Annotated in this window: 21 protein-coding genes; 19 read left to right on the top strand and 2 right to left on the bottom strand. The window is 58.7% G+C overall.

The features are described from left to right. Positions 1-13: 13 nt before the first annotated feature. From BO1_RS22080 to BO1_RS22035, 10 genes are all read left to right on the top strand, one after another. Positions 14-1,339: an NAD(P)/FAD-dependent oxidoreductase gene (locus tag BO1_RS22080; protein ID WP_028219414.1), complete on the top strand. Its 1,326-nt coding sequence runs from the start codon at positions 14-16 to the stop codon at positions 1,337-1,339. Next, positions 1,339-2,409 (top strand): ABC transporter substrate-binding protein, encoded by a 1,071-nt coding sequence (locus BO1_RS22075; RefSeq protein ID WP_218002820.1) that lies wholly within the window; start codon positions 1,339-1,341, stop codon positions 2,407-2,409. The genes BO1_RS22080 and BO1_RS22075 overlap by 1 nt, the downstream gene beginning before the upstream one ends. 78 nt (positions 2,410-2,487) lie before the next feature. After that, positions 2,488-3,375, top strand: a complete 888-nt coding sequence (locus BO1_RS22070) for an ABC transporter permease (protein WP_028219412.1) — start codon at positions 2,488-2,490, stop codon at positions 3,373-3,375. Next, complete coding sequence (locus BO1_RS52195) at positions 3,368-4,483, top strand: quaternary amine ABC transporter ATP-binding protein (protein WP_084688102.1); 1,116 nt, start codon at positions 3,368-3,370, stop codon at positions 4,481-4,483. The genes BO1_RS22070 and BO1_RS52195 overlap by 8 nt, the downstream gene beginning before the upstream one ends. A 25-nt stretch (positions 4,484-4,508) precedes the next feature. Beyond that, on the top strand, positions 4,509-5,756 hold the full coding sequence (glyA, locus tag BO1_RS22060) for a serine hydroxymethyltransferase (protein WP_028219411.1): 1,248 nt from the start codon (positions 4,509-4,511) through the stop codon (positions 5,754-5,756). A 268-nt stretch (positions 5,757-6,024) separates the two neighbouring features. Then, the gene (locus BO1_RS22055; RefSeq protein WP_028219410.1) at positions 6,025-7,026 is read left to right on the top strand and encodes a glycine betaine ABC transporter substrate-binding protein; all 1,002 of its coding nucleotides are present in this window, start codon (positions 6,025-6,027) and stop codon (positions 7,024-7,026) included. 136 nt (positions 7,027-7,162) lie between these two features. Next, on the top strand, positions 7,163-8,083 hold the full coding sequence (locus BO1_RS22050) for a LysR substrate-binding domain-containing protein (RefSeq protein WP_084688101.1): 921 nt from the start codon (positions 7,163-7,165) through the stop codon (positions 8,081-8,083). 173 nt (positions 8,084-8,256) lie between these two features. After that, positions 8,257-9,513 carry an aromatic ring-hydroxylating oxygenase subunit alpha gene (locus tag BO1_RS22045; RefSeq protein ID WP_028219408.1) on the top strand — a complete coding sequence of 419 codons (1,257 nt, stop codon included), beginning with the start codon at positions 8,257-8,259 and terminating at the stop codon, positions 9,511-9,513. Positions 9,514-9,783: 270 nt separating this feature from the next. Then, complete coding sequence (locus BO1_RS22040; protein WP_043285859.1) at positions 9,784-10,512, top strand: GntR family transcriptional regulator; 729 nt, start codon at positions 9,784-9,786, stop codon at positions 10,510-10,512. Positions 10,513-11,300: 788 nt separating this feature from the next. Then, positions 11,301-12,635, top strand: coding sequence for an MFS transporter (locus tag BO1_RS22035; RefSeq protein ID WP_043285856.1), 1,335 nt, complete (start codon positions 11,301-11,303; stop codon positions 12,633-12,635). A gap of 990 nt (positions 12,636-13,625) precedes the next feature. Here the strand turns inward: BO1_RS22035 and BO1_RS22030 are convergent. Together BO1_RS22030 and BO1_RS22025 are read right to left on the bottom strand one after the other, a co-directional pair. Then, positions 13,626-15,086, bottom strand: coding sequence for an aldehyde dehydrogenase (NADP(+)) (locus BO1_RS22030; RefSeq protein WP_052409549.1), 1,461 nt, complete (start codon positions 15,084-15,086; stop codon positions 13,626-13,628). Next, the gene (locus BO1_RS22025) at positions 15,083-16,273 is read right to left on the bottom strand and encodes a fumarylacetoacetate hydrolase family protein (protein ID WP_028219404.1); all 1,191 of its coding nucleotides are present in this window, start codon (positions 16,271-16,273) and stop codon (positions 15,083-15,085) included. The genes BO1_RS22030 and BO1_RS22025 overlap by 4 nt, the downstream gene beginning before the upstream one ends. Positions 16,274-16,518: 245 nt before the next feature. Here BO1_RS22025 and BO1_RS22020 point away from each other — a divergent pair, with 245 nt between their 5' ends. From BO1_RS22020 to BO1_RS21980, 9 genes are all read left to right on the top strand, one after another. Beyond that, positions 16,519-17,421: a LysR substrate-binding domain-containing protein gene (locus BO1_RS22020; protein WP_043285852.1), complete on the top strand. Its 903-nt coding sequence runs from the start codon at positions 16,519-16,521 to the stop codon at positions 17,419-17,421. 268 nt (positions 17,422-17,689) lie between these two features. Beyond that, complete coding sequence (locus BO1_RS22015; RefSeq protein ID WP_028219402.1) at positions 17,690-19,009, top strand: NAD(P)/FAD-dependent oxidoreductase; 1,320 nt, start codon at positions 17,690-17,692, stop codon at positions 19,007-19,009. A gap of 565 nt (positions 19,010-19,574) precedes the next feature. After that, positions 19,575-20,525: a branched-chain amino acid ABC transporter permease gene (locus tag BO1_RS22010; protein ID WP_028219401.1), complete on the top strand. Its 951-nt coding sequence runs from the start codon at positions 19,575-19,577 to the stop codon at positions 20,523-20,525. A 39-nt stretch (positions 20,526-20,564) separates the two neighbouring features. Beyond that, positions 20,565-21,734 (top strand): branched-chain amino acid ABC transporter permease, encoded by a 1,170-nt coding sequence (locus BO1_RS22005; RefSeq protein WP_028219400.1) that lies wholly within the window; start codon positions 20,565-20,567, stop codon positions 21,732-21,734. Between the two features lie 19 nt (positions 21,735-21,753). Beyond that, a complete protein-coding gene (locus BO1_RS22000; RefSeq protein WP_028219399.1) occupies positions 21,754-22,530 on the top strand; it encodes an ABC transporter ATP-binding protein in 777 nt (258 codons plus the stop codon). Further along, entirely contained in the window at positions 22,530-23,246 is a 717-nt protein-coding gene (locus BO1_RS21995; protein WP_028219398.1) for an ABC transporter ATP-binding protein, read from the top strand. Before BO1_RS22000 ends, BO1_RS21995 begins: the two co-directional genes overlap by 1 nt. 106 nt (positions 23,247-23,352) lie before the next feature. Further along, positions 23,353-24,480, top strand: a complete 1,128-nt coding sequence (locus BO1_RS52190) for a branched-chain amino acid ABC transporter substrate-binding protein (protein ID WP_218002819.1) — start codon at positions 23,353-23,355, stop codon at positions 24,478-24,480. 219 nt (positions 24,481-24,699) lie between these two features. Then, positions 24,700-26,019, top strand: coding sequence for an NAD(P)/FAD-dependent oxidoreductase (locus BO1_RS21985; RefSeq protein WP_028219397.1), 1,320 nt, complete (start codon positions 24,700-24,702; stop codon positions 26,017-26,019). A 132-nt stretch (positions 26,020-26,151) separates the two neighbouring features. Beyond that, positions 26,152-26,499 carry a RidA family protein gene (locus tag BO1_RS21980; protein ID WP_028219396.1) on the top strand — a complete coding sequence of 116 codons (348 nt, stop codon included), beginning with the start codon at positions 26,152-26,154 and terminating at the stop codon, positions 26,497-26,499. Positions 26,500-26,839 lie beyond the last annotated feature (340 nt).

Below are 26,839 nucleotides of genomic sequence, written 5' to 3'. Positions count from 1 at the left end.
CGGACGAAATATCATGTTCGTAGCTAGCAAACTCCCCCAGCATTTGGGCCAATCGGGTTGGGTCTCCATGCTGCCCCCGAGGAAGCCACGCCCCGCGCTTAGCGGCACCGTCAATGCCGACATCGCCGTTATTGGCGGAGGGTTCGCCGGGCTTTCGGCGGCCCGGCGTCTGTCACAACTCGATCCCAAGCTCAAGGTCGCGGTCCTCGAAGCTGGAGAAATTGCGCAGGGCGCCACCGGGCGGAACTCCGGGTTCATCATCGATTTGCCTCACGAGGTCTCGTCCGAGGATTACGGGGGCTCGGACAGCAACGAGCGGCGCCACGACATCAAGATTCATCGTATGGCGATCGCCCTCGCACGGGAGTTGGCAGAGGAGAAGGGCTGGGGAAAAGACATCTTTGACCCCTGCGGAAAGTACAACGTCGCGATGGGGCCGAAGGGCGATAAACATGTGGTGTCCTATGCCAGGCAATTGGACGCCATTAAGGAAGAATATCGCTTGCTCGATGGAAACGAGATTGCCACGGTAACCGGCACGCGTTCATTCACGTCGGCGATTTTCACGCCGGGTACCGTGATTATTCAGCCCGCGGCCTATATCAGGGGCCTCGCCGACTCCTTTGGCGGCTCGGTCAAGCTCTTTGAAAATACCCCCGCCTTGTCTTTCGAGCGCCAAGGCACATCGTGGCGTATCAAGACACCCAACGGTATGGTGAACGCGGCGAAGATCATCCTCGCCAATAACGGGCACGCGCAGAGTTTTGGGCTTTTCCGTGGCGTGCTTCTGCATGTTTATACGTATGCCTCCATGACCGCGGCCTTTGACCCCAAGCGACTCGGCGGTCAACGGTCATGGGCGGCAACGCCTGCGTTCCCGATGGGCACAACGGTTCGCAGGGTTCAGGGCGACGACGGCGACCGAATTCTGATTCGCTCCCGTTATACGTACAACCCCAGGTTGCAGGTCAGCGATGGCGCGATTGGGCGCGCCGGCCGCATACACGACCGCAAGTTCGAGGCGCGCTTTCCCACGCTTAAGGGCCTGCAGATGCAGTATCGCTGGGCAGGCGCGATGGCACTCACATGGAACGGAGTTCCGGCGTTCGGGGAAATTGAGCCCGGAATCTTCGCCGCGATTGCGTGCAATGGAGTCGGTGCCACGAAAGCGACCGCATCCGGGATCGCTGCTGCCGAGGCGGCAATGGGTGTCGATTCATGGCTTGTAAAGGTCTTCAAGGGCTTCGCGACACCGAAGCCACTTCCGCCACAACCCTTCTTGACGATCGGCGCGACTGCAAACCTCAGCGTCAAGGAATGGTCGGCCGGAATCGAATGATGAATCATATTTTCATGTATGAATTCGAGCCGGTACGTTTTTCAGGAATTAAAGGGGTTTTGAAAATGAAAGCAATCAGCTTCTCTCTTTGCGCAGCGCTTGGCCTTGTTGCCTGGGCGCCGGTTTCTTACGCCGGGTCCTGCGGGCACGTAACCATAGCAAGCATGAACTGGCAAAGCGCCGAGGTACTAGCTGCAGTCGACAAGATCATCCTTAACCAAGGCTATGGTTGCGATGCTGAAGTATCGACAGGTGACACTGTGCCAACCATCACCTCGATGGTGGAAAAAGGTCAGCCGGATATCGCGCCCGAAGTCTGGACAGACAACGTTCCGGATGTCGTGAAGCGCGGGTTGGCGGAAGGGAAACTGCAGCAGACCGCCAAGGTAATCTCCGATGGCGGTATGAACGGGTGGTTCATCCCGAAATATGTAGCCGACAAGCATCCCGAAATAAAAACCATTGCGGACGTGCTGAAACACCCGGAGTTGTTCCCTGCACCTGATGACCCGAAGAAAGGGGCTATCTACAACGGCCCGCAAGGTTGGGGCTGGACAGTTATCACGGCTCAACTCTTCAAAGCATTCAAGGCCGATAAAGACAACTTTGAACTGGTTGACACGGGCTCCGCCGCTGGGCTCGACAGTGCTATCGCCAAGGCATATCAACACAAGCAAGGATTGGTTGCTTACTACTGGTCGCCCACAGCACTGCTTGGGAAATATCCGATGGTACGCCTTGACCCCGGCGTACCGTTTAACGAGGCGGAATGGCGGCGATGTACCACGAAAGCAAATTGCCCCGATCCCAAGCCGACTGGCTGGCAAACGTCGGACCCCGTCTATACATTCGTTACCAAGCGTTTTGCGTCGGCCACCAGTCCAGACGTCATGCAGTACCTGAATACGCGCGCCTGGAGCAACGCGACAGTGAACCAGTTGATGGCCTGGATGACTGCAAACCAGGCTACCGGAGAGGATGGTGCCAAGCATTTCTTGAAGGATAACAAGAATGTATGGACTAAATGGGTATCTAAAGACGCAGCTGACCGCATCAACGCGTCTCTGTGAACCGGGTTGGCTTACGTTACCGAATTCTTCGGTGCGGTGAAAAGTGCCACATATGGTTCTGGAATGGAGGAAGTAGACATGAACTGGCTAACCAGATTCCCACACATGCAGGACGACGCGCTTCTCAATATGAAGCGGTCAATCGATGACGGTTTTCGAGCCTTTACGGCCGCGTATGGTGACCCCATCGATGCAGCGTTCCACCCGCTTCAGCAATTCTTGATGGCGTCAGAACGCTTTATGACGCAGACCCCGTGGCCGATTATCATGCTGCTGATTCTCGCCGTGGCGTGGGTCGCCAGCAGAAACTGGAAGATTGTCGTCGGGTGCCTTGTCACACTCGCCGCGATTGGCTATCTCGACATGTGGGAGGACACGATGCGAACCGTGTCCATGATCTTCGTCTGTACGCTCCTGTCGATCATCATCGGCTTGCCAATCGGCATTCTGATGGCGAGATCGGACCGGGCTCGCAGGCTGGTCGACCCGGTTCTCGACGTGATGCAAACCATGCCGAGTTTCGTCTATTTGATCCCCGTGGTGATGTTGTTGGGCATCGGACGCGTGCCTGGCCTGATCGCTGTCGTCATCTACGCAATCCCACCGATGATACGCTTGACCAATCTTGGTATCCGTCTTGTCGACAAGGACATTCTCGAGGCGGCCGACGCGTTTGGCTCATCGAGCTGGCAGCGGCTGTTGAAGGTTCAACTGCCTCTTGCTCTGCCGACGATCATGGCTGGGGTCAATCAGACCATCATGATGGCTCTGGCGATGGTGGTCGTCGCCGCGATGATTGGTGTTCAGGGTCTTGGGCAGCCCGTGCTGAAGGCCATTGCAAACCAGTATTTCACACTCGGCATCTTTAACGGTCTCGCCATCGTGGGCATTGCGGTCATCTTTGACCGAGTCAGCCAGGCGTATGGCAAGCGGCTCCAAAAGCATCAGGAGGTCGTCCATGGCTGACATCAATTCTGGCGGGATCAAGATCCGCAATCTCTACAAGATCTTCGGTCCAAAGGGCGCGTCTTATGTCGACGCCGTGAAAGGCGGTCTTTCCAAGGCTGATTTGCTCGCGCAGTCCGGCCACGTACTTGGCTTGCGTAACATTAATCTGGATATTCCCGCGGGATCCATTCAGGTGATCATGGGCCTGTCTGGTTCAGGCAAGTCCACGCTTATCCGGCACATCAATCGATTGATTGACCCTACGGCCGGTGAAGTGCTGATCGGCGGCGTCGATGTGTGCAAGATGAAGGAAAAGGATCTGCGTGAGTTTCGTCGGCGCCAAACGGCGATGGTATTTCAGAAGTTTGCACTTCTTCCCCACCGTAATGTGCTGGACAACGTCGTCTACGGTCTCGAGATTTGCGGCGTCGCGCGCTCCGCATCAGTCGAGACAGCGATGAGATGGATTGAGCGTGTCGGTCTCAAGGGATTTGAGCAACGCTATCCGAATCAGTTGTCGGGTGGCATGCAACAACGCGTGGGTTTGGCGCGCGCGCTTGCATTGGATGCGCCGGTTCTGCTGATGGACGAAGCCTATTCCGCGCTCGATCCGTTGATTCGCATGGATATGCAAACCGTGCTTTTGGACCTTCAAAAGGAAATCCGCAAGACGATTGTCTTCATTACCCACGATCTGGATGAAGCGCTTCGGCTCGGCGATCAGATCGCTATCTTGCGCGATGGAAATATCGTTCAGCAAGGGACAAAGCAGGACATCGTCCTGCGCCCGGCCGACGAGTATGTGAGCAACTTCGTCAAGCAGGTGAATCGCGGGCGCGTCGTGTGCGTCGAGGCGGTCATGTCTCCGTTGCGCCCGGGAATTGCCGCGGTTGGCAGGTCCATTGCAGCTGGGACGACGATCGAGGATGCGATTTCGGTGCTGACGCACGATCCGGAAATTGACCATTTGGACGTTGTCGGGGAGGGTAATCTGCCGCTTGGCACCGTGAGTCTCCGTCAATTGGCTTGTGCGCTGACTACTCAGGAAGGAACATCCGAGACTGGTCATGTGCGGCCCGATGTGGGCGACTGTGTCGACGCGCGGGTAGCCGTTTCTCGTGCATGAAAGACATCATCAATTGTGGAAAACCATGTTTAATCGAGCCGAACACACCCTCGAAGCTGTAGATCCCGATTTGCTTAGGGCGATCAAGCAGGAGAACCGCCGCCAGGAAGAGCACATCGAGCTCATCGCGTCAGAAAACTACACGTCTCCCGCGGTCATGGCCGCGCAGGGCTCGCAGCTCACCAACAAGTACGCCGAAGGCTATCCCGGCAAGCGCTACTACGGCGGCTGCGAATACGTGGACGTCGTCGAGCAGCTCGCGATCGACCGCGTGAAGGAACTGTTCGGCGCCGAAGCCGCCAACGTCCAGCCGAACTCGGGCTCGCAGGCCAACCAGGGTGTGTTCTTCGCCATGCTCAAGCCGGGCGACACCATCATGGGCATGAGCCTCGCGCACGGCGGCCACCTCACGCACGGCTCGCCGGTCAACATGTCGGGCAAGTGGTTCAACGTCGTGAGCTACGGCCTGAACGAAGCCGAAGACATCGATTACGACGCCGCCGAAAAGCTCGCGCAGGAGCACAAGCCCAAGCTGATCGTGGCGGGTGCCTCGGCATTTGCGCTGCGCATCGACTTCGAGCGTCTTTCGAAGATCGCGAAGAGCGTGGGCGCGTACCTGATGGTCGACATGGCGCACTACGCGGGCCTCATCGCCGCGGGCGTCTACCCGAACCCGGTGCCGTTCGCCGACTTCGTCACCACGACCACGCACAAGAGCCTGCGCGGCCCGCGCGGCGGCGTGATCCTGATGAAGGCCGAATACGAGAAACAGATCAACTCGGCAATCTTCCCGGGCATCCAGGGCGGTCCGCTCATGCACGTGATCGCGGGCAAGGCGGTGGCGTTCAAGGAAGCGCTCTCGCCGGCATTCAAGGAATACCAGCAGCAGGTGGTCGAGAACGCCCGCGTGCTGGCCGAAACGCTGGTCAAGCGTGGCCTGCGCATCGTCTCGGGTCGCACGGAAAGCCACGTGATGCTGGTGGACCTGCGCGCGAAGAAGATCACGGGCAAGGCCGCCGAAGCCGTGCTGGGCGCCGCGCACATCACGGTGAACAAGAACGCGATCCCGAACGACCCGGAAAAGCCGTTCGTGACGAGCGGCATCCGCCTCGGCTCGCCGGCGATGACGACGCGTGGCTTCGGCGTGAAGGAAGCCGAGCAGGTGGGCAACCTGATTGCCGACGTGCTCGACAATCCGGAAGACGCAGCCACGATCGAGCGCGTGAAGGCGCAGGTCGCCGAGCTGACGAAGCGCTTCGCGGTATACCGCTAGCTGCCCGGAATCCGTGCTGGGCTACCCGCAGGGTAAGAAAGGAACCTTGCTTAATGTGAGTAGCCCGGTATTACATTTGCAACGTGGCACGGGTTTCGCGAAGTCGTTTGGATAGGTGGATAGGGTTTTCAGGTCGCAACGCCGTTAATTCGAATAGTCACATCAAAAATCATAATAATTATGTAGTAATGCTATTCAAATAAAAATCTGATCAACACTTAGTTCAACGCATACCGGGGTAGGTCCGGCAACTCTTGAAGGAACTGCAATGAAACTGAAATTTCTAGGGACACTGGTCGCAGCTGGAGTTTTCTGCGGTAGCACGCAGGCCAACGCCGCCGGTTGCGGGAGCGTGACGATTGCAAGCATGAACTGGCAGAGTGCCGAACTCGAGTCCGCCGTGGACAAAACGATTCTTGAGGAAGGTTATGGCTGTCAGGTGAATACAGTGATTGGAGACACGGTTCCGACGATTACATCGATGGTGAACAAGGGCACACCGGACATTGTGTCGGAAGGGGCCATCGATTTGCTGCCCACAATCGTCAAACAGGGGATTGATGACAAGAAGGTCATCATGGGGGCAAAGACGATTCAGGAAGGCGCAGTCATGGGATTTTACATCCCCAAATACGTTGCGGACGCGCATCCTGACATCAAGACGTTTCAGGATGCCTTGAAGCATCCGGAAATCTTCGCGGACCCCGAGGATCCGGGCAAAGGTGCGGTTTTTAACGGCCCGCAGGGGTGGGGCATGACAGTCAACGGTGCTCAACTGTTCAAGGCGTACAAGGGTGCCCAGGCGGGGTTCAAGCTGATCGATACGGGCTCGGCGGCGGGCCTGGACGGATCGATCGCGAAGGCCTACGAGCACAAACAGCCGTGGCTCGGCATCTATTGGTCGCCTACCTCCCTGCTTGGCAAATACAAGATGGTCAGACTGGACGTGAGCACCCCTGTCGACCAGGCCGAGTGGAAGCGGTGTACGACGGTGGCGAACTGCCCTGACCCGAAGCCGACAGGGTGGCCGGTGGGGCGGTTGTACACCCTCTTTACCAAATCATTTGCGGCAAACGCCAGCCCAGATGTCATGAAGTACCTGGATACACGGACGTTCAAGACCGCTGACGTCGAGCAAGTCATGACCTGGATGACGGACAACCAGGCGACTGGCGAAGATGGGGCGAAGCGCTTCCTCAAGGAAAAGCAGGATGTCTGGACCAAGTGGGTAACGCCGGCCGCAGCGGAGAAAATCAAGGCATCGTTGTAAAGGCAGTCAACGGCGGCTTTTGACTCGCTGTTCGCGTCCGGGCGGCGAGTCGTCAACGGAAGATGTTGATGGCCCTCGGTACTTCGGTATAGGTATAGAAGCGCTTTCCACTCATGGTCCCACAATGAAAGTAGCGATGGACGGTGCGAAGGGCTATCGGCGACTCATCCCTTCGCTCACGGCACTGGTCGAATTCGAGGCGGTGGCGCGGCTACGAAGCTTCACGAATGCGGCTTCAGAGCTTGGCGTGACGCAGGCAGCCGTCAGTCGGCAGATCAGGTTACTCGAGGAGTTGCTCGGGGTAAGGTTGCTGGACCGACTGCACCGCACGACCGCGTTGACCAACGAAGGCGAGGCGTTGTACGCCGTTGTTTCGGAGGCGATGGGAAAAATCGCAGGCGTGTTCGACCGCCTGTCGGCTGGAATCGAGGGCAACGACGAGCTCGTGCTGGCAACGACAGCGGCGTTCTCGCATTTCCGGCTGATGCCGAGTCTCGCGAGGCTCAAACGCCTTCAACCGAATCTGCGCCTTCGACTCACCACTACGATGTTTACTGCGGACCTTCGTCGCAACGAGGTGGATGTCGAGGTGCGCTGGGGCAATGGAAACTGGAGTGACGGGACAGCGCATCTGCTGTTCGATGAGCAGGTATTTCCGGTATGTTCGCCAGCCTGGAAAGATGAGTACGGCGCGCCGGGGTCGCTGGAGGAGTTGGCGAATATGACGCTAATTGCGTACGACCCAACGTCCGAGGGTTGGCTGACATGGGAAGAATGGTTCAGGGCCATCGGCGCACATTCGACCAAGCTCAATTACGGGATTCGCACCTGCCTTTACACCGATGCCATTCAGGCGGCACGACTGGGGCAGGGTGTTGCGCTGGGTTGGGGCAGGTTGCTTCACGAACATCTGGCTTCCGGAGAACTCGTCCGCCTCACGGACGCTTCGCTCCCCTTGCGAGACGCCTATTACATGGTTGTGCCTCATGGTCGAGCGATCACGCCGACCATTAAAACGCTCATGGAGTTGCTGCGAACTGCTGCAGGGGTCACGTGATGGTTTGCCTGCGTGCGCTGGACCATGAGTTTGCGCGTATCGGGTGGCCATAAACCAAAGTTATACGTTCACGAAAATAAAGCGCATTGACGTCGTTTCTCGGCAATCGAATACTGCCGATAACGCGGGAACATTCGAAGTCCCCGTATCCCCATCAACGTTGGAGAAAGACAATGTCAGAAGTTCAGTTGAAGTCCCTTGGTGAGCTGATCAGGAGCCGTGAGTCAGGGTGCGGATTGCCTGGAGAGGTTTTTATCCGATCGGATATTTTCGATACTGACGTTGATGTTTTCTTTCACAAGCACTGGATCCTGGTCGGCGTGACGGCGGACATACCCGAACCGGGTGACGTCTCCGTTGTCGATATCGGCAAAGCGTCCATCATCCTCGTACGGGACGACGATGAGAACATTCGTGCTTTCCGCAACGTCTGCCGTCACCGTGGCGCGCGCTTGAAGGACGCAGGCAAGTCGACGGTGGGCAAGTTGGTATGCCCGTACCATCAGTGGACGTATGACCTTGATGGAAGCTTGTGTCACACGAAACACATGGGTAAGCATTTTGACCCAACGTGTCGCAGCCTGTTGCCGGTTCACACTAAAGTCGTCGGAACCCACGTGTTTGTCTGTCTCGCAGACGAACCGCCGGCTGACATCGGAAAGCTGGAAGCAACGATGGCGCCGCGCTTTGCTCCGTATGACTTACAGAACACGAAGATTGCGCATGAAGCTGAGATTATTGAGGATGGCAACTGGAAGCTTGTCATGGAAAACAACCGGGAGTGTTACCACTGCGAGGCGGGGCACCCGGAACTGACGGTATCTTTTCTGCCTGAGGACTTCGGCTTCAGCACAGACGAAATGACGGAAGAATCGCTGCGCGCGCTCGACGATTACCACAAGCGCAACGACGCAAGCCAGCAGGGTTGGGAGAAGGAAGGATTGCTATGCTCGCCCGTCGAAGAATTGGGCGGAGATGTGGCGACGCAGTTTCGCACTCAACGTCTGGTCATCGCCGGATGCGGCGAATCGCAGACCATGGACACCAAGGTGGCGTGCCAAAAGCTTCTGGGTCGTTCGTCTCGGCGCGACCTTGGCGACACGCACATGTGGACTCACAACTCGTGGACGCATGTGATGAGCGATCACGCAATGATTTCGTACATCATCCCTCTCACTCCGGAAAAGACGTTGGTGCGCACGAAGTGGCTCGTACACGCTGACGCTATTGAGGGGGTGGACTATGACGTCAACAAACTCACTGAGGTTTGGGTCGCTACGAACGCGCAGGACGCTAGTCTGGTAGCCATCAACCACCGCGGCGCGCAGGATCCGGGTTACATCCCCGGGCCGTATTCGCCGTTCACCGAAACCTACGTCGACCAATTCGTTGACTGGTATGCCGCGCGCCTCAAGGCGCACGGCGTCTGATCCGACGGTCTTTTGGGTAAGTCGATGCCACATGGTCCTCTGGAGAAAACGGATGCGCGCTACAAGGAGGCCTCGTTGGATCGACGTGGCAGGTGAACAAGAAATCGAGGAGAGTGGTATCAAATCTGGCCGTAAAACCTCGCGAATCACGATTTCCTGCAATCCCGAAGACATGACGGCTCGTAACAGCGGCAACGCGAGTGCCCTGGCAGCGCGCTCTTGCCGCCGCCTATCGCGTTTAACCCCCTTGCTTTTGCTGTTGAATCCATCATGAAAATGAGTCGTGGTATTGACGTGGACGGTGAGGCCGGGCAACCCACCGACCGTAAATCCGCGTTGGCCGGGGCCTTGCGGCACCGGATCATCAGCATGGAACTGCGCCCCGGTGCCGTCGTTGACGAGTTGGAGCTGGCCGATGAATTTAGCCTTTCCCGACCGCCTGTACGCGAATTGATGCGTCAGATGGCGGCGGAAGGCTACATCGAGCTCGAGGCTAATCGCCCTGCACGCGTTTCGTCTTTGAATTATCAGTCGCTGCGAAGTTTCTTTCTCGCCGCCCCACTTATCTACATTGTCACTACTCAATTGGCAGCGGCCAATTCGACGCCGGATGACATTGATCGTTTAAAGAGAATTCAGCAGAACCTTCAGATCGCCGTCAGCGAGAATGATGTCGATGGCCGCGTGCGGTACAACGACCAGTTTCATCTCGAAATTGGCAGGATGGCGCAGAACGACTACTTGATGCCGAGTCTGCGTCGTCTCCTTATTGATCATGCGCGTCTCGGAAAGATCTTCTATCGCCACCCCGGCGTCGAGCGCATGCAGCAGGATATGGCCGACGCCGTCGACCAGCACGAACAGATCATCAAGGCTATCGCGCTGCACGATGCGGTTAGAGCTGGCGATCTTATTCGGGCGCACTGGGAACTCTCACGTCTTCGCATGGCGGAATATGCGGTGCCCGAAGGCGTCCATGTGCCCATTGGCGTCGCCTGACGCCGACCCTCGTACCGACTGCCCGCTTTGGTCCGGTCGTCGGATGTGATGATGCTGCCCCGGTAACACTGCCGCGGCACCCGATGCGCTTCAATGCTGTTGCCAGGACTCGCGACCCGGCTGACGGAACATAGTTATCGCGCTTGGAGGCCAGTCGAAGTGCGACGCGTGGAGATGGGGTAACGGGCACGCTACTGCCCGGAGCTCGCCGACGACTAGTTCGAAGTCGGGAATAGCGCATCGTCCAGGCCGCCAACGGAGTCTTTCCAACTCCCACCCCGAAAGCATTTAGGCGGCGAGCTTGCATCAATATTCCTGCGGGGAATACAGCATGCCTCGAATTCGTTTGTCCGCTTGGCCTTCATGCCTTATCGTCGAAAGAATACCTCCAAAGGCGATGGAAGAGACGACAGCAATGTACTGCGGTAAGGCCTCCCTCTCGAACGTAACTCGACTATGTGTGGGTTCTCTGGCGTCTCCGCCTTGTGCGCGAGAAACGTCGACACCGTGCATCACGACATGCCCATTGAGTGTTTGCGAAGCTCGGTGAACCAGCATGAGGGCGATCGTTTATGAGGGTACGCTCAGCGATCAACCTCCAATTCGGAAGTTGGTCGTTCGATGCGATCTCTCTTCGTCGCCTTAGCGATCAAGGTTGTTTCACGTGACCCATATTACTCAACGGTCAATATTTTATGCGAACAGTGCCACGGAAAGGTGGTGTATAAAATTGAATAATAAAACATAAATTTAATTATAGAAGTTTATAAATAAGCAGGAGTCAATAGTTGAGACAGGTAAATATATCCATTGAGGACGCCCCGATAAATCGATTCCATCACTTCCTGACGGTGCGCGCTTCGGGTGGGTGGCTGATGGATGGATACATACTGAGCATTATTGGTGTCGCACTGACGAAGGTCTCGAGTGCGCTCCAGCTGGATAGCTTCTGGCAAGGCATGGTCGCTGCATCCGCGCTGATTGGGATTTTTCTCGGTGGATTCATTGGCGGGAATCTAACCGATAAACTTGGAAGAAAGCGGCTGTTCCTTGCCGGTCCGATTATCTTCCTTGTTTGTTCCGTCGCTCAGTATTGGGTTGAATCCGGAGTCACACTCTTTATCTTGAGGTTGGTGATCGGGATTGGAGTGGGGATCGAGTATCCGGTTGCCAGCGCCATGCTCGTCGAATTCCTGCCAACCAGATACCGCGGACCGCGCCTCGCGATGGTTCAGATATTGTGGTTTGCAGGTGCTGCACTCGCCTATCTGGCCGGAAACATCATATCGGACAGTTTTGGAACTGAATCGTGGCGTCTCGTGCTCGCAAGCCCTGCCGTCCTTTCCGCGATGGTGCTTGCTGCACGGATTGGTACTCCCGAGTCACCCCGTTGGTTGCTGAGCAAAGGGCGAGGCAGTGAGGCAGAGCGAATCATCAAGAAGGTCTATGGATCTGGCTTTTCGCTGGCAAACATCGCCTGTGCAGCGTACGGTAAGAAGCACGCTTCATTCATGAGTGTGCTGCGTTCAGGCTACGGGCCGCGTATGGCGTTCATTGTCGTGTTTTGGACTTGCGCTGTGGTGCCGGTCTTCGCAGTTTACGCCTTCGTACCAAAGGTATTGGAGGCATTCAACCTTACAGGTCGTTGGGCGGATTTTGGTTCGACCGTCATTACGTCTCTGTTTGTGGTTGGTTGTATTCTCGCTACGCAACTGATCAATCGCCTGGGACGCAGGAAAATGCTGATTCACAGTTTTCTTTGGTCTGGGTTGGCCCTCTTTGTTCTGGCGTTTTCGCATCAGGACAACAAGCTTTTGATACTCACATTGTTTGGCTCCTATGCGGTTTTTATTGGTGGCGCGCAGGTCTTGCAAACGGTGTATCCGAATGAACTGTTCCCGACCGAAGTCAGAGCGGCTGCGATGGGCATGGGTACTTCGCTCTCGCGCGTAGGCGCGGCAATTGGAACGTGGTATGTGCCTGTCTCGCTTGAATCAATCGGCATTGGTAACACTATGCTAGCGGCCGCAATCGTCACCTTCATTGGTTTGATAGCAGCGGTGTGCATGGCGCCTGAAACTTGCGACATGAGCCTGGAAAGTGCTGCATCGTTAGAACGCTAGGAAAGCGGACCGGCTGGTGGTACGAACACAGTCCTTACCCGTGATTCAACTCGCATGGAGGTAGGGGCGAGTGGCTACTGGCAGGTTCGATATCTCTGACTCTGGCCACCGGGCGGGTTCGCCCGGCGGCAATTTGGTAGTGACGGGCTGAATACCCAGTAGCCGCCCTCAGAGGCTGGGTCTGGGGTTAGAAAACAAGGGCTGTTTGACGGGCCTCGCGAAATGAGCCTGTTGGCAGCAGCGACGAGAGCCTGCCCCGAAGCGAGAGCCTGACTTCGTGCGGTAGGTATTTTTCCGACTGAAGGCCTCTACCGGGATCACGCATCGCAGGTATGCTCTGAGTGCGGCCGGGGGCATGACTTTCCGGCCCACAACGCCTATCTCGTGACGTTTTGGCTGCCCGGCGTGCAGCCGCAGTTACTCCTTGCCGCGCATCCGAAACCTCCTCTGGTAGTTGGGCACCACCGGCTCGGTCACGCCGATGATGTGCGTCCCTTGCTACTAGTTTTGTTTCGCCTCAGTCGCCTGGAGGGGAAACGCGCTTCGAAGCTCGAGGATTCAATACGGTTGGATTTTCTAAAGGGGTGACTCGGGGGAAGGACGTGCGCCTGGTAGGCCGGCGTGACCACACGCGCCCACCGTAAGCGGCTGGGACGTGGCGAATGGCGAGGGTGCCAGGTGGCGATCTTGAGGTTCAACGAGGTTTGTCTCGCCGGCGTTGCGACGCCTGGACGCGGTACGGAATTCGGCGTGACCGACTACGTCTGCGAAGAGGGCGCCCACTATTTTTGTAGCCGCGTTGAGAAGGTTGTTGAGTCCACGAACGTGGGGGTTTGGCGCGCGGTCTTCGAGAGCATTGCGTCGATAGCTTCGGATGGGAAAAGGCCATCGACCTTGCGCATCAGGACTGCAGATGCGATTGCCGCCCTCCATCGACGATGGGGGCGGCAACACGTTGCTCCGAGTGGCGCAAAATCGCGCCACCCCGCATCAGACGGCGACTATTCCCCCGTTTGCATCGATCACCCATTGGGGTGCGTCCTGCAATGCGACGGGGCGCAGGAAGCGTTCGATCGCCGTATAACCGACGGAGGTGGTTTGCGGCTGCGTCGAGGCGGGCCACGGACCGCCGTGTTGCTGCGCATCGCACACAGCGACGCCAGTCGGCACGCCGCGGAACAGTACGCGCCCAGCAATGCGCTGCGCGGCGGCCGCCAGTGCGCGGTTCCCGGGCGTATCGTCATCGGCGCCCCAGAGTGTCGCTGTAAGCGAGCCTTCGACGGCCGCGAGTACGTCGATCACGCTGGCTTCGTCGCGGACCTTCACGACCAGCGCGGCGGGACCGAACATCTCTTCGCGCAATGCCGGGTTTGCGATGAACGATGTTGCGTCGGTTTCGAAGAGGCGGGGGGCGGGCGGCAATGCTGCAGCGTCGCTGCCCGGGGGTGCGGCAAGCCGTACGTGCACCCTTGGCTGAGCGGCGATGTGCGCGACAGCATGCTCGAAGCCGGTTCGCATCGGGGGCGTAAGCATGGCATGCGTCTTTTGCGCAGACAACGATTGAGCGAGTGCCTCAACAAAGCGCTCGCCGTCGGCATCGTCGCGCACCACGATCAGGCCAGGGCTCGTGCAGAATTGGCCGCTGCCCATCGTAATCGACGCGGCGAGCGTCGCGGCGGGCACGTCGACGCCCTCTGCGAGCGCGTGAGGTGTCACGACCAGCGGATTGATCGAGCCGAGTTCCCCATAGAAGGGAATCGGGCGAGGCCGGGCATTGGCGGCGCGCCAGAGCGCAACGCCGCCCTGCCAGGATCCTGTGAACGCAACGGCGGATACGTCGGGATGGCTCACGAGGTGCACCGCCGCTTCGCGTGAAGCCTGGTCGACGAAATCGATCACACCTTCGGGCAGGCCTTGCTCGCGCAGCACTGCAGCGGCAAGCGCGTGCACGCGGCGTGAAAGCTCTGGATGACCCGAATGCGGCTTGACGATCACCGTGCAGCCCGCAGCGAGGGCAGAGGCCGTATCGCCGCCAAGCACCGAAAATGCGAACGGAAAATTGCTCGCCGAGAACATCGCGACCGGACCGAGCGGCTCAAGCACGCGCGTGAGCTGCGGACGTCCCGCAGGCGGCGCGCCAGGCACGGCTGCATCGTCGATTTGACGGTGCGCGAGACCAGACTCGACACGCTCCGCAAAGCCACGCAACTGGAATGCGGTGCGCGCGAGTTCGCCGTTCAGGCGCGCGGTGCCGAGCGAGGTTTCTTCATCGGCGAGCGCAACAAGCCCGGCGGCGTCTCGCTCGAGTGCGTCGGCGAGGCCACGCAGGAGGCGGCTGCGCACCGCGCCGGGCGCGGTGCCGTAAATCGCCTGGGCTTCGTCTGCGCGCGCGACGGCATTGTCGATAGCAGCGAAGGGCGCGGATGTCACATTGAACGAAGTTTGATTCAAGATTGCTTCCCCAGTTGATAGCCGCGAGCGGCAAGATTGGCGTACAGCGCGCGAACTCCGAATGTCCACGGTTCAATCTCGGTGGACAAGCGGACGGTGTTCAGCAGCGCGCCCAGCGGCGGCGCGCTGATCGTTACGCGATCACCGATATGGTGAGTAAAGCCGCCACCCGGTGCGTTCCGGTCCTTGATCGGGGAGAACATCGTTCCAAGGAACAACATGAAGCCGTCTGGATACTGATGATGGGCGCCCCACGTTTGGGCGACGAGATCGAGCGGGTCGCGGCTGATCTCCTTCATGTGGCTCACGCCTTCCAGCAGGAAGTCGTCGTCGAGACCTTCGACGCGCAGCGAGACGCTTGTTGCGCGGATCGAGTCGAGCGTAAAGGCTTCGTCGAACACCCGGATAAAAGGTCCGATGGCGCACGAGCCGTTGTTGTCCTTGCATTTCCCGAGGAGAAGTGCGGAGCGGCCTTCGATGTCTCGCAAGTTGACATCGTTGCCGAGCGTGGCGCCAACAACGTGTCCCTTGCTGTTGACCGCCAGAACGATCTCGGGCTCAGGGTTGTTCCATGCGGAAGCCGGATGCAGCCCGATATCCACGCCAAATCCGAGGGCAGACATCGGCTGCGACTTCGAAAACACCTCGGCGTCCGGGCCGATCCCAACCTCCATGTATTGGGACCACGCGCCGCGCCGTTGAAGTTCTTCCTTCAGCTTGATTGCAGCATCGGAGCCCGGCTTGATCTTCGAGAGGTCGGTGCCAATCAGTTGTGTGATTTCTGCGCGAACGGTTTGTGCTTTCGCGGGATCGCCTCCGGCTTGTTCTTCGATGACGCGCTCGAGGAGACTCACAGCGAAGGTCACACCACATGCCTTGATCGCCTGTAAATCGCACGGTGCGAGCAAATAAGGTCGGTTGGCGTCGCGCTCCGCGTCAAGGCTGTGCTCGAGCAGCGTCCCTACATCGCCAAGCGGTTCGCCAGGTGCGTTGCGCACGATCTCGGGCAGATCCTCTCGATCGAACAGGTCTGCCGTGGTCTGCACAGTTTGAGAGATATCGAAGACCATTCCATTGCGAACAGCTACGACACATGGGCCGGCGCCCGCTGGGGTTTGTCGCCAGACTCGTCCAACTAGCAGGGCACGATCGAGATCGCACGGAAGATAAGCGGATTTTGAGGACATAACGGACATTCAGAGAGTGGGGTGTAAGCCGAATCGTAGAGAGCAACATCTCTCGGACACAAACGAAATCCCGGCATAGGACCTTCCTCGTCGGAATACCTTGCCGCCACGCCCGATTTCAACGTAGCCGAATACGTTGGAAATGGCCGTCGAACGTATGCCAGCTGGGAATGGCAGCAGCGCAATGATCTCCGTATAATTGGACGATCCGGAGGGAATTCCCGTGGCGATGCAATGGTGAAGTGATGACGAATGTTCTGAGGATGTTGAATTCATTGCCTCCGATCGAGACGCTTGTGTGCTTTGAATCCGTCGCCCGCAGTGGGAGTTTTACGGCGGCAGCGCGCGAGCTCTCCATCACGCAGAGCGCCGTGAGCAAACAGATCAAGGCTTTGGAGGAAGCGCTTAATTGCGCGCTGTTTGACCGGCATGCGCGCGGGATTACGTTGAGCAAGGCGGGTGCCAGTTTTCTCGAGGAAGTGGAGCCTGTGCTGTACAGGCTGCAGCGAGCGGTGCAGAAAGCCCGCAATGCGCAGTCCGGCGAGGCCGTCACCATCAGCTGCACGCTGTCGGTTGCACATTATTGGCTCTTCCCCAGAATCGTTCGGTTCAATCAGAAGTATCCGGACATTACGGTGAGCGTCGTTTCGACCAACGCCATGAATGAACACAGCGTGGGGGAAAACGACCTCGGTATCCTTTATGGATCGGGTGACTGGACGACCCTGGAGAGCGCACCGCTCATCCACGAGATCGTCTACCCCGTCTGCAGCGCCGAAATGCAATTTCCCGAGCCGGCAACGCCAGGTGATCTGCGCTCGTTACCGCTGATACAGCTCGACTCGCACCAGTGGGACTGCCTCGACTGGCAGGACTGGTTCGATCATTTCGGTGTCGATTATCAAATTCCCGGAAAGGCGATTACGTTCAACCAGCTGACATTGACGCTAAACGCCGCGCTCGAAGGACTTGGAGTGAGTCTCGTCTGGGATTCGATGGCGCGCACGGCAATTGAAGCCGGCAAACTAAAGAGAGTCGGTCAGTTCCAGTACGAGACGGGGCGCGGCGATCATCTCGTGTTTGCCAAGCATCGTCCTCTCAGTACGCAAGCTGCAACTTTCCGGGATTGGCTGCTCACCACAATCTGATCAGCGTGCACTCCCTTGGCTTCGCCCGTTGAGGGTTGTATGTCCCATGCCAAATCGGAATGCCGGTCGGCTTTGGCGCGGCGCGAGACACACCTCTCATGGGCTAGGGAATACCCGATAAGAAACGTCGGCCCTTGCGGGCAGGCGGCCGGCTCTTTCACATTGCATTCCTCGCGGGAATGTCATATGACGCAAATTCGTTTGTGCTGAAACCTGTGTTCTTGCATCGTTCCGGTATGGCTCAACTGAGTCTCAACCGAGAACGGCAATGCAAAAGATAACGAGATTTCCACATGTGGATGGTGATTTGGGTTGGCTTGAGACTGCCCCTGATTCCAATGTCGCGTTTGGCCCCCGGCTGAAGGGCGATCACGAATTCGACTACGTCGTGATTGGTGCCGGTTTCACCGGAATATCCGCCGCCCTGAGGCTTGCCGAGAATGATCCGTCGGCACGCATCGCGTTGGTGGACGCTTTGCGGGTCGGGCAAGGTGCATCAGGTCGGAATGCGGGTTTCCTGATCGACTTGCCGCACAACATGAACTTTGCGAAAACCGGCGTTGAGCATGCGCGCTCGCTATTCCGCCTGAACACGTTTGCGATCGAGAGGCTGCGGCAATTCAAGGACCGATACGCGATTCCCTTCTGGAATGACGCCGGGAAGTACATGGCGGCACACGAGGAAAGCAACCTGCCCGGCCTGGAGAACTTCGCAGGCATGCTCAAGCATGCGGGGTTCGACTATGACCTTGTTTCGGGCCCGGAACTGACCCGACGGCTCGGTACACCTTACTATCGCTCTGCGGTGTATACAAAAGGAAACGTACTGGTCAATCCCGCGGCACTCGTGCGTGGTCTGATCAAGGCGCTTCCCCGGTCTGTTTCGCTGTTTGAAAACAGCCCGGTCCAAGCCATCGAATACGGCTCCCCTCATAAGCTGAAATTTGTCGGCGGGACGATCTCGGCGCGCACAGTCGTGCAGGCAACGAATTCATATGTGGAGCAGTTTGGGAAGCTTCCCAACCGGATCGTGCCGATCTTCACGTATGCGAGCTTGACTCAGCCCTTGAGTGAGCGGCAACTTGCGCAGCATTTCAAGGGAGTCAAGCCGTGGGGCCTGACGTCGGCGCACATGGCAGGGACCACGGTGCGGTTCACTGACGACAATCGGATCTTTATCCGGAATACGTACGACTATCTTCCTGAGCTGAGAAGCGGGGGCGACGAGCTGAACGCTGCGTGGCACCAACACCGCGCAGCTTTCGAAGCGCGGTTCCCATTCCTCAAAGACGTCACTTTCGACTACACGTGGGGAGGGGTGTTCTCGATCACCCAGAATCACGAGCCGGCGTTCTCGCGGGCGGACGAAGGCGTCTACGTCATCAGCGGCTGCAATGGCGTAGGCGTGGTGAAGGGAACCTATCTGGGCTACTACATGGCGGACTATATCTGCGGAATCGAGAGCGAGAACTTGAGCTTCATTCTGGAGAATTCGAATCCTTCATGGGTGCCGCCGGATCCGCTCCGCTTTGTCGGCGCACGGGCTCGTATCGCATGGGCGGGCGTTACCGCAAAGGGAGACGTCTAAGGCTACAGCGAGCCGATTCGCTTCAATCACATTACGCAACGCGCCCTGGCGTAACGACGAGCCGATGCACCGGCAACCAAAGGAGCGGTTGACAGCACGTTCCTGATTGCACGATGCGCCTGTTGTGCGGCGACCAGGTCGTTCTCCCTAACCTGATCGGCAGAGCCGAAGCCAGCTTGTCTGGCTTCGGCTTTTCTCTGTTTGCAAAACCTTCCCGACTCACGATCCCATTCGCTACGCCCTCGTGCTGAGCGGGATACATGTACTTCCTTACCTCTGTTGTTACGCGAGAGGTTCGTTCAAAGCCGTGGACAAAATCCTCGCCGCGGCAGCCGTCTTCCCATCGTCCTTGCATTCCATGCGGGAATTGCTGCTGCTTCGCAGCAACAGTTTTTAGGGTTATCCCTAGCCAAGGTATTCCCGGCCAGCATATCTCATGCGGCGATTTCGTTTGTGCAGTCCATATCGGCTTCGTAATCTTCTATCAACCGTAGCAACGGAGTCGCACGGGAGTGGTGGGAATGGCCACTACCGACATCGCCTCAACATTCAACCTGGTATCGCAATGGACATCTTTATCCAGCAGATCCTGAACGGACTCGTACTCGGTAGCATTTACGCCATCATCGCCCTCGGCTACACGATGGTGTACGGCATTCTCGGCATCATCAACTTCGCACATGGCGACGTGCTGATGGTCGGGGCGATGGTCGCGCTCTCCGCGATCAACGTGATGCATAACCACTTCCCGGGCCTCGGGAACATCCCCACGCTGATCATCGCGCTCGTCATTGCCGCCGTGGTCTGCGCCTTCGTCGGCTACACGATCGAGAGGGTCGCGTACCGCCCATTGCGCCGCGCGCCGCGTCTCGCTCCGCTCATCACCGCTATTGGCGTGTCGATCCTGCTGCAGACGCTCGCGATGATGATCTGGTCGCGTAACCCGCTGGCCTTCCCGCAACTGATCTCGACCGATCCGATCAACGTGATCAAGGCGACCGACACGAGCGTCGGCGCCGTGATCTCGCCCACCGAGATCGTGATCATTGTCGTCGCATTTCTCATGATGGGTGCGTTGCTGCTGCTCGTGCACAAAACCAAACTGGGCCGCGCAATGCGGGCCATTTCCGAGAATCCGAACAACGCGAGCCTCATGGGCGTGAACCCAAACTTCGTGATCTCGGCCACCTTCATGATCGGCTCGGCGCTGGCTGCGCTGGCCGGCGTGATGATCGCCTCCGAGTACGGCAACGCGCACTTCTACATGGGCTTCATCCCGGGCATGAAGGCGTTCACCGCGGCGGTGCTGGGCGGTATCGGCAACCTGGGCGGCGCCATGGTGGGCGGCGTGGCGCTCGGCCTGATCGAGCAGCTCGGTGCGGGCTACATCGGTGGTCTCACCGGCGGGGTGTTCGGCAGTAACTATCAGGATGTGTTTGCGTTCATCGTGCTGATCATCGTGCTCGTTTTCCGTCCGTCGGGGCTGCTGGGCGAACGTGTTGCAGACCGCGCGTAAGTGATGTCGACTACATATCAAAACCGGAGACACGGAACCATGACTTCCCTTCAACGCATTGAGCCGTCTGCGCCGCTCAACCCGGAGAAGAATCTGACGAAGACCCTGACAACGGGCATCGTCACTGCCGTTATCGTTGCGCTCCTGCCGGTGCTGGTGGGCGCCGCGGGCGGTAACTACTGGGTCCGCGTGCTGGACTTCGCGATGCTTTATGTGATGCTCGCGCTGGGCCTGAACGTGGTGGTGGGCTTTGCGGGCCTGCTTGACCTGGGCTACATCGCGTTCTACGCGGTGGGCGCCTATACTGCCGCGCTGCTCACGTCGCCCCATCTCACGACCCAGTTCGCCTGGCTCGCCAGTATCTTCCCCCATGGGCTGCAAACGCCTTACTGGATCGTCGTACCAATCGCAATGGGCGTTGCGGCGCTCGCAGGCGTCCTGCTCGGTGCACCTACGCTGCGTCTGCGCGGCGATTATCTCGCGATCGTGACTCTCGGCTTCGGGGAAATCGTCCGCATTTTCATGAACAACATGGACCGGCCGCTGAACATCACCAACGGTCCTCAAGGGATTACCGGGGTGGCGCCACTGAACATCGCGGGCTTCGACCTCGCGCAGCCGCACACGGTATTGGGGTTCACATTCACCGCGGTGTACTGCTACTACTACGTGTTCGTGATCTGCGCGCTGCTCACGATCTGGGTGTGTACGCGTCTTCAGCACTCGCGTATCGGCCGCGCATGGGCCGCGATCCGCGAAGACGAAATCGCCGCCAAGGCCATGGGCATCAACACCCGTAACGTGAAACTGCTCGCGTTCGCGATGGGCGCGTCGTTCGGCGGTTTGTCCGGCGCGATGTTCGGCTCCTTCCAGGGGTTCGTTTCGCCAGAGTCGTTCACGTTCGTAGAATCAATTGTCGTACTTGCCTGTGTGGTGCTCGGCGGTATGGGCCATATTCCGGGCGTGATTCTCGGCGCGGTCCTGCTTTCGATCTTCCCTGAGTTCCTGCGCTCGACCATGGGCCCGCTTCAGCACGCGCTGTTCGGCCACCAGATCGTCGATACCGAAGTGATTCGACAGCTGCTTTATGGTCTCGCGATGGTCGTCATCATGCTGTATCGCCAGGAAGGCCTCTGGCCCGCGGCGAAGCACGAAGACAAGATCGCGAAGATTGCGAAACGTGCGAGCAAGAAGCCGGTGAGCGTATAACGGACTGGAGTGAAACGAGATGAGCAACAAATCTATCCGCCTGTCCGTGAAGGGTGTGAACAAACGCTTCGGCGGCCTGCAGGCACTCTCCGACGTGGGCCTGCAGATCGAAGCCGGCACGATCTACGGCCTGATCGGCCCGAACGGCGCGGGCAAGACCACGTTCTTCAACGTGATCACGGGCCTCTACACGCCGGATTCGGGTGAATTCCGGCTCGACGGCGACACCTACACGCCGACTGCCGTCTATCAGGTGGCGAAGGCGGGCATCGCCCGCACGTTCCAGAACATTCGTTTGTTCGGCGGCATGACCGCGCTGGAAAACGTGATGGTGGGCCGCCACGTGCGCACGAAGCACGGCCTGCTCGGCGCGGTGTTCCAGACGCCGGCCGAGCGCAAGGAAGAGCGCGAGATCAAGGAGCGCGCGCTCGAACTGCTCGAGTACGTGGGCATCTCGCAGTACGCCGACTACACGTCGCGCAACCTCTCGTACGGCCACCAGCGCCGTCTGGAAATTGCGCGCGCGCTCGCGACCGATCCGAAGCTGCTGGCGCTCGACGAGCCGGCGGCGGGCATGAACGCGACCGAGAAGGTCGAACTCACGCGCCTGCTCGACAAGATCCGCGCCGATGGCAAGACCATCCTGCTGATCGAGCACGACGTGAAACTGGTGATGGGCCTGTGCAACCGTATGACAGTGCTCGACTATGGGAAGGTGATCGCCGAGGGCCTGCCGCATGACGTGCAGAAGGACCCGAAGGTGATCGAGGCATATCTGGGCGCGGGAGTTCACTGATGGCTACACCGGTTCTGAAAATCAAGGGCCTGCAGGTCAACTACGGCGGCATTCAGGCGGTCAAGGGCGTGGACATGGAGGTCCAGCAGGGCGAGCTCGTCACGCTGATCGGCGCGAACGGCGCGGGCAAGACCACCACCATGAAGGCGATCACGGGCCTGAAACCTTACTCGGCAGGTGACATCGAGTACATGGGCCAGTCGATCAAGGGCGTGCCGGCGCACGAGCTGCTCAAGCGCGGTCTGGCGATGGTGCCGGAAGGTCGTGGCATCTTCGCGCGCATGTCGATTGTCGAGAACATGCAGATGGGCGCGTACCTGCGCAGCGATACGGACAGCATCAAGAAGGACGTCGATCGCATGTTCGGCTTCTTCCCGCGCCTGAAGGAGCGCGCGGCGCAGCTCGCGGGCACGCTCTCGGGCGGCGAGCAGCAGATGCTGGCGATGGCGCGCGCGATCCTGAGCAAGCCGAAGCTTCTGCTGCTCGATGAGCCGTCGATGGGTCTCTCGCCGATCATGGTCGAGAAGATCTTCGAGGTGGTGCGCACGATCTCAGCGGAGGGCATCACGGTGCTGCTGGTGGAGCAGAACGCGCGGCTCGCGTTGCAGGCGGCCAACCGCGGCTACGTGATGGACTCGGGTCTCGTGACGATGGAGGGCGACGCGAAGCAGATGCTCGATGATCCGAAAGTACGTGCGGCATATCTGGGTGAATGAGTGGGTAAATGAATGGGTAAATAAGTTGGCGCGTGAGCGCAGGCAATCTGGAAGATGTACACCACACGGCTGGGAATTCAACACTGTATTTCAGGAGACAAGTATCATGATTAGCATGACTAAAGTGGCAGGCGTAATCGCACTCGGAGCAGCCCTGATCGGACAGGCGCATGCCGACAATAACGTCAAGATTGGCGTTGCGGGACCCTTGACGGGGCCGCTCGCGAGTCAGGGCAAGGACGTGGAGAACGGCGCGAGGCTCGCGGTAGAGGAGATCAACGCGGCCGGAATCAAGATCAAGGGTGTGCCGCTTCACCTTTCGATCGACTCCGAAGACGATATGGCGGACCCCAAGACCGCGGTGACGATTGCGCAAAAGCTGGTGGACGCCGGAGTCGTGGGGGTCGTCGGGCATCTGACCTCGGGCACGTCGGTGCCCGCCTCGAAGGTCTATTCTGACGCCGGCATTCCGGAGATTTCGCCGTCGGCCACCAATCCTGTGCTGACCCGTCAGGGGTTCGCGACTGCGTTCCGGGTGATTGGCGACGACGCCTACGTGGGCCGCGTGGTGGCGCAGTACCTGACGAAAACGGCGGGCTACAAACGGATTGCCATTGTCGACGACCGCTCGGCCTATGGTCAGGGACTCGCGGATATCGTTGCCGAAGAGCTGAAGAAGGACGGTGCGACGGTAGTGGACCGGGAATATGTGACTCCCAATACGGTCGATTTCCGCGGCGTGCTGACGTCGGTCAAGAGCAGCCAGCCCCAGGCGATCTTCTACGGCGGCGTGGATGCCCAGGCGGGCCCGATGCGCAAGCAGATGGCCGGGTTGTCGATGAAGGTAGCCCTCTACGGCTCGTCGATCGAAACGGATAACTTCATCAAGCTCGCCGGCCCGCCTTCCGAGGGCACGATTTCCGCTCAGGCAGGGCAACCGCTGGAGAGCATGCCGGGCGGCAAGAAGTTCATCGACCAGTTCAAGAAGTATGGCCCGGTCGTGCTCTACGCACCGTACGCCTACGATGCGGTGTGGGCTTTCGTCCACGCCATGGAGATCGCGAACTCGACGAATCCCAAGGACTTCCTGCCGGCCATGAAGAAAGTGAACTTCCAGGGCGTGACCGGCACGATTGCCTTCGATGACAAGGGCGACCTTCGCTCAAGCAGTGTGACCCTGTACCAGGTCAAGGACGGCCACTATCAACCGATCCAGACGGTCCATCTGAAGTGATCCCGGGTATTCGCTGAAGGAAAGGACAATTGGATAGTCAGGAGAGGCGCAGCGTCGGGCAACGCTGCGCCTGCTTGAAGAGAAGCGTGCTGCGATCCTTGTTCGAATACTTTCGTGAATGCACCAAGCATTCCTTTGTGGAATGGCTTATTACGCGATTTCGCTTGTAGACCAGTTCGTTTCCAAGCATCGTCTCACCAGTTTATTCAGGGGGCGAGAATGCATAAGGTGGAGAAGTTGCCGCAGATTGACGGCGACCTTGGCTGGCTCGAAACCTCGCAGGATTCTGCCGCTCGCCTTGGACCCCGCTTGAAGGGTTCGCACGAGTTCGACTACGCGGTCATTGGCGCCGGCTTCACGGGGATCTCCGTGGCGATGCGGCTCGCCGAGATCAACCCGTCGGCGCGTATTGCACTGGTCGACGCACTTCGTGTTGGCGAAGGCGCGTCGGGGCGAAACGCCGGGTTCCTGATCGATCTGCCGCACAACATGAACTTCGCGAAGACCGGTGTTGAGCACGCACGCTCGCTCTTCCGTCTGAATATGTTTGCCATCGAGCGCTTGAGGGCGTTCAAGGATCAGTTAGCGATTCCGTCGTGGACCGATGCAGGAAAGTACATGGCGGCCCACGAGGAGAGCAACCTGCCCGGCCTGAATAACTTCGCAGCTATGCTCGAGCAGGCGGGGTTCGAGTACGAGATGGTTTCCGGACCGGACCTTGCGCGTCGGCTGGGAACGGACTACTACGGTTCTGCCGTCTACACGCGGGGCAACGTGCTCGTGAATCCGGCAGCACTGGTACGCGGACTGATCAGGGCGCTTCCGCCATCGGTATCGCTATTCGAGAACAGCCCGGTTCAGGGCATCGAATACGGGCCGCCGCACAAGTTGCATTTTGTCGGCGGGACCATTACGGCGCGCAAAGTCGTGCAGGCGACCAACTCGTATTCGGAGCAGTTCGGCAAGCTCGCTCATCGGATTGTGCCAATCTTTACCTATGCGAGCCTGACTCGCCCTCTGAGCGAAGAGCAAATACGCCGGCACTTCAGCGGTGTGCAGCCATGGGGCGTGACGTCGGCGCACCCTGCGGGGACGACCGTCCGGTTCACTCACGACAACCGGATATTCATTCGCAATACATATGATTACCTGCCCGAGCTTAAAAGCACAGGTGCCGATCTGGAAGCAGCGTGGCGCAGCCACCGATCGTCGTTCGAGGCGCGCTTCCCGTTCCTGAAGGCAATGGAGTTCGACTATACGTGGGGTGGTTTGTTTGCGGTTACCAAAAACCACGAACCCGTGTTCTCGAATCCGGACGAGGGCGTGTACGTGCTGAGCGGCTGCAATGGCGTGGGCGTTGTTAAGGGCACTTATCTCGGCTACTACATGGCCGACTATATCTGCGGCGTCGAGAGCGAGAACCTGCGATTTGTGCTGGAAAGCTCGCGTCCGTCGTGGGTGCCTTCCGATCCGATTCGCCTTGTTGCAGCGAGAGCGCGCATTGCCTGGGAGGCGGCTCACGCCAAAGGGGATGTTTGAGCTGCAAGCGATTCTGGCTTTTCCCGATTCTTGACTTACTCAATAGTGGTAGTGATTGGGGTGCGGTGAGCGCTGGTTCCCCAGGATGCACGTCAACATTTTTTTAATCCATTAGTAAAGGAGAGTATCTAGATGATCAATCGCATTACGCCTAACAACAGAGCTTCCCGAGCTGTCGAGTACGGTGATTTCTTCGTGACTGGCGGGCTGATCGCGGACGACATGTCCGCTGATATTGCCGGACAGACCGGGCAGGTTCTTGCCCAGATCGATGAGTTGCTTGCCGCCGCGGGGCTCACGAAAAATAATCTCACCCGCATCCAGATCTGGCTGTCTAACATCGACAACTTCGAGGGAATGAACAGAGTCTACGACAAATGGGTCGAAGGTTCCGAGAAGCCCGTTCGTGCGACGGTCGAAAGCCGGCTTGCCGACCCGGGGTACCTCATCGAAGTGCAGGCGTTCGCGTACCGCGGCTAGGTTGTAGCGCCGTCGCTCTGGCGGAAGGGCAACGACTGTCGCCTTGGCGACGGCGGCCGGCGTGTCGCGCAACGCTCGGGACTTCCCGCGGTGACGCGACACGTGTGGCACGTTACGCGGTGCGCCAATGAATCGATGGTCGGATACTGTACTCACAAGCGATGTCGCCGAGCGATTCCTAAACGGGAAGCGACGCCGTCGCCCGCAGCCCGTCGCGCTCAGCGCCTATGAGCGATCCGAGGCGTATCCGTTCGGCCCGAAGCTCACGGGGCATGTGCACCTGCGAATATCCTGCCCACTGGCGCGGCTGTGCTGCGCCGGTGAAGTCCAGTGCCGCTTC

The organism is Paraburkholderia oxyphila NBRC 105797 (assembly GCF_000685075.1).
In the GTDB taxonomy this organism is placed as follows: domain Bacteria; phylum Pseudomonadota; class Gammaproteobacteria; order Burkholderiales; family Burkholderiaceae; genus Paraburkholderia; species Paraburkholderia oxyphila.
This window is presented reverse-complemented; position numbering and strand designations above follow the sequence as displayed.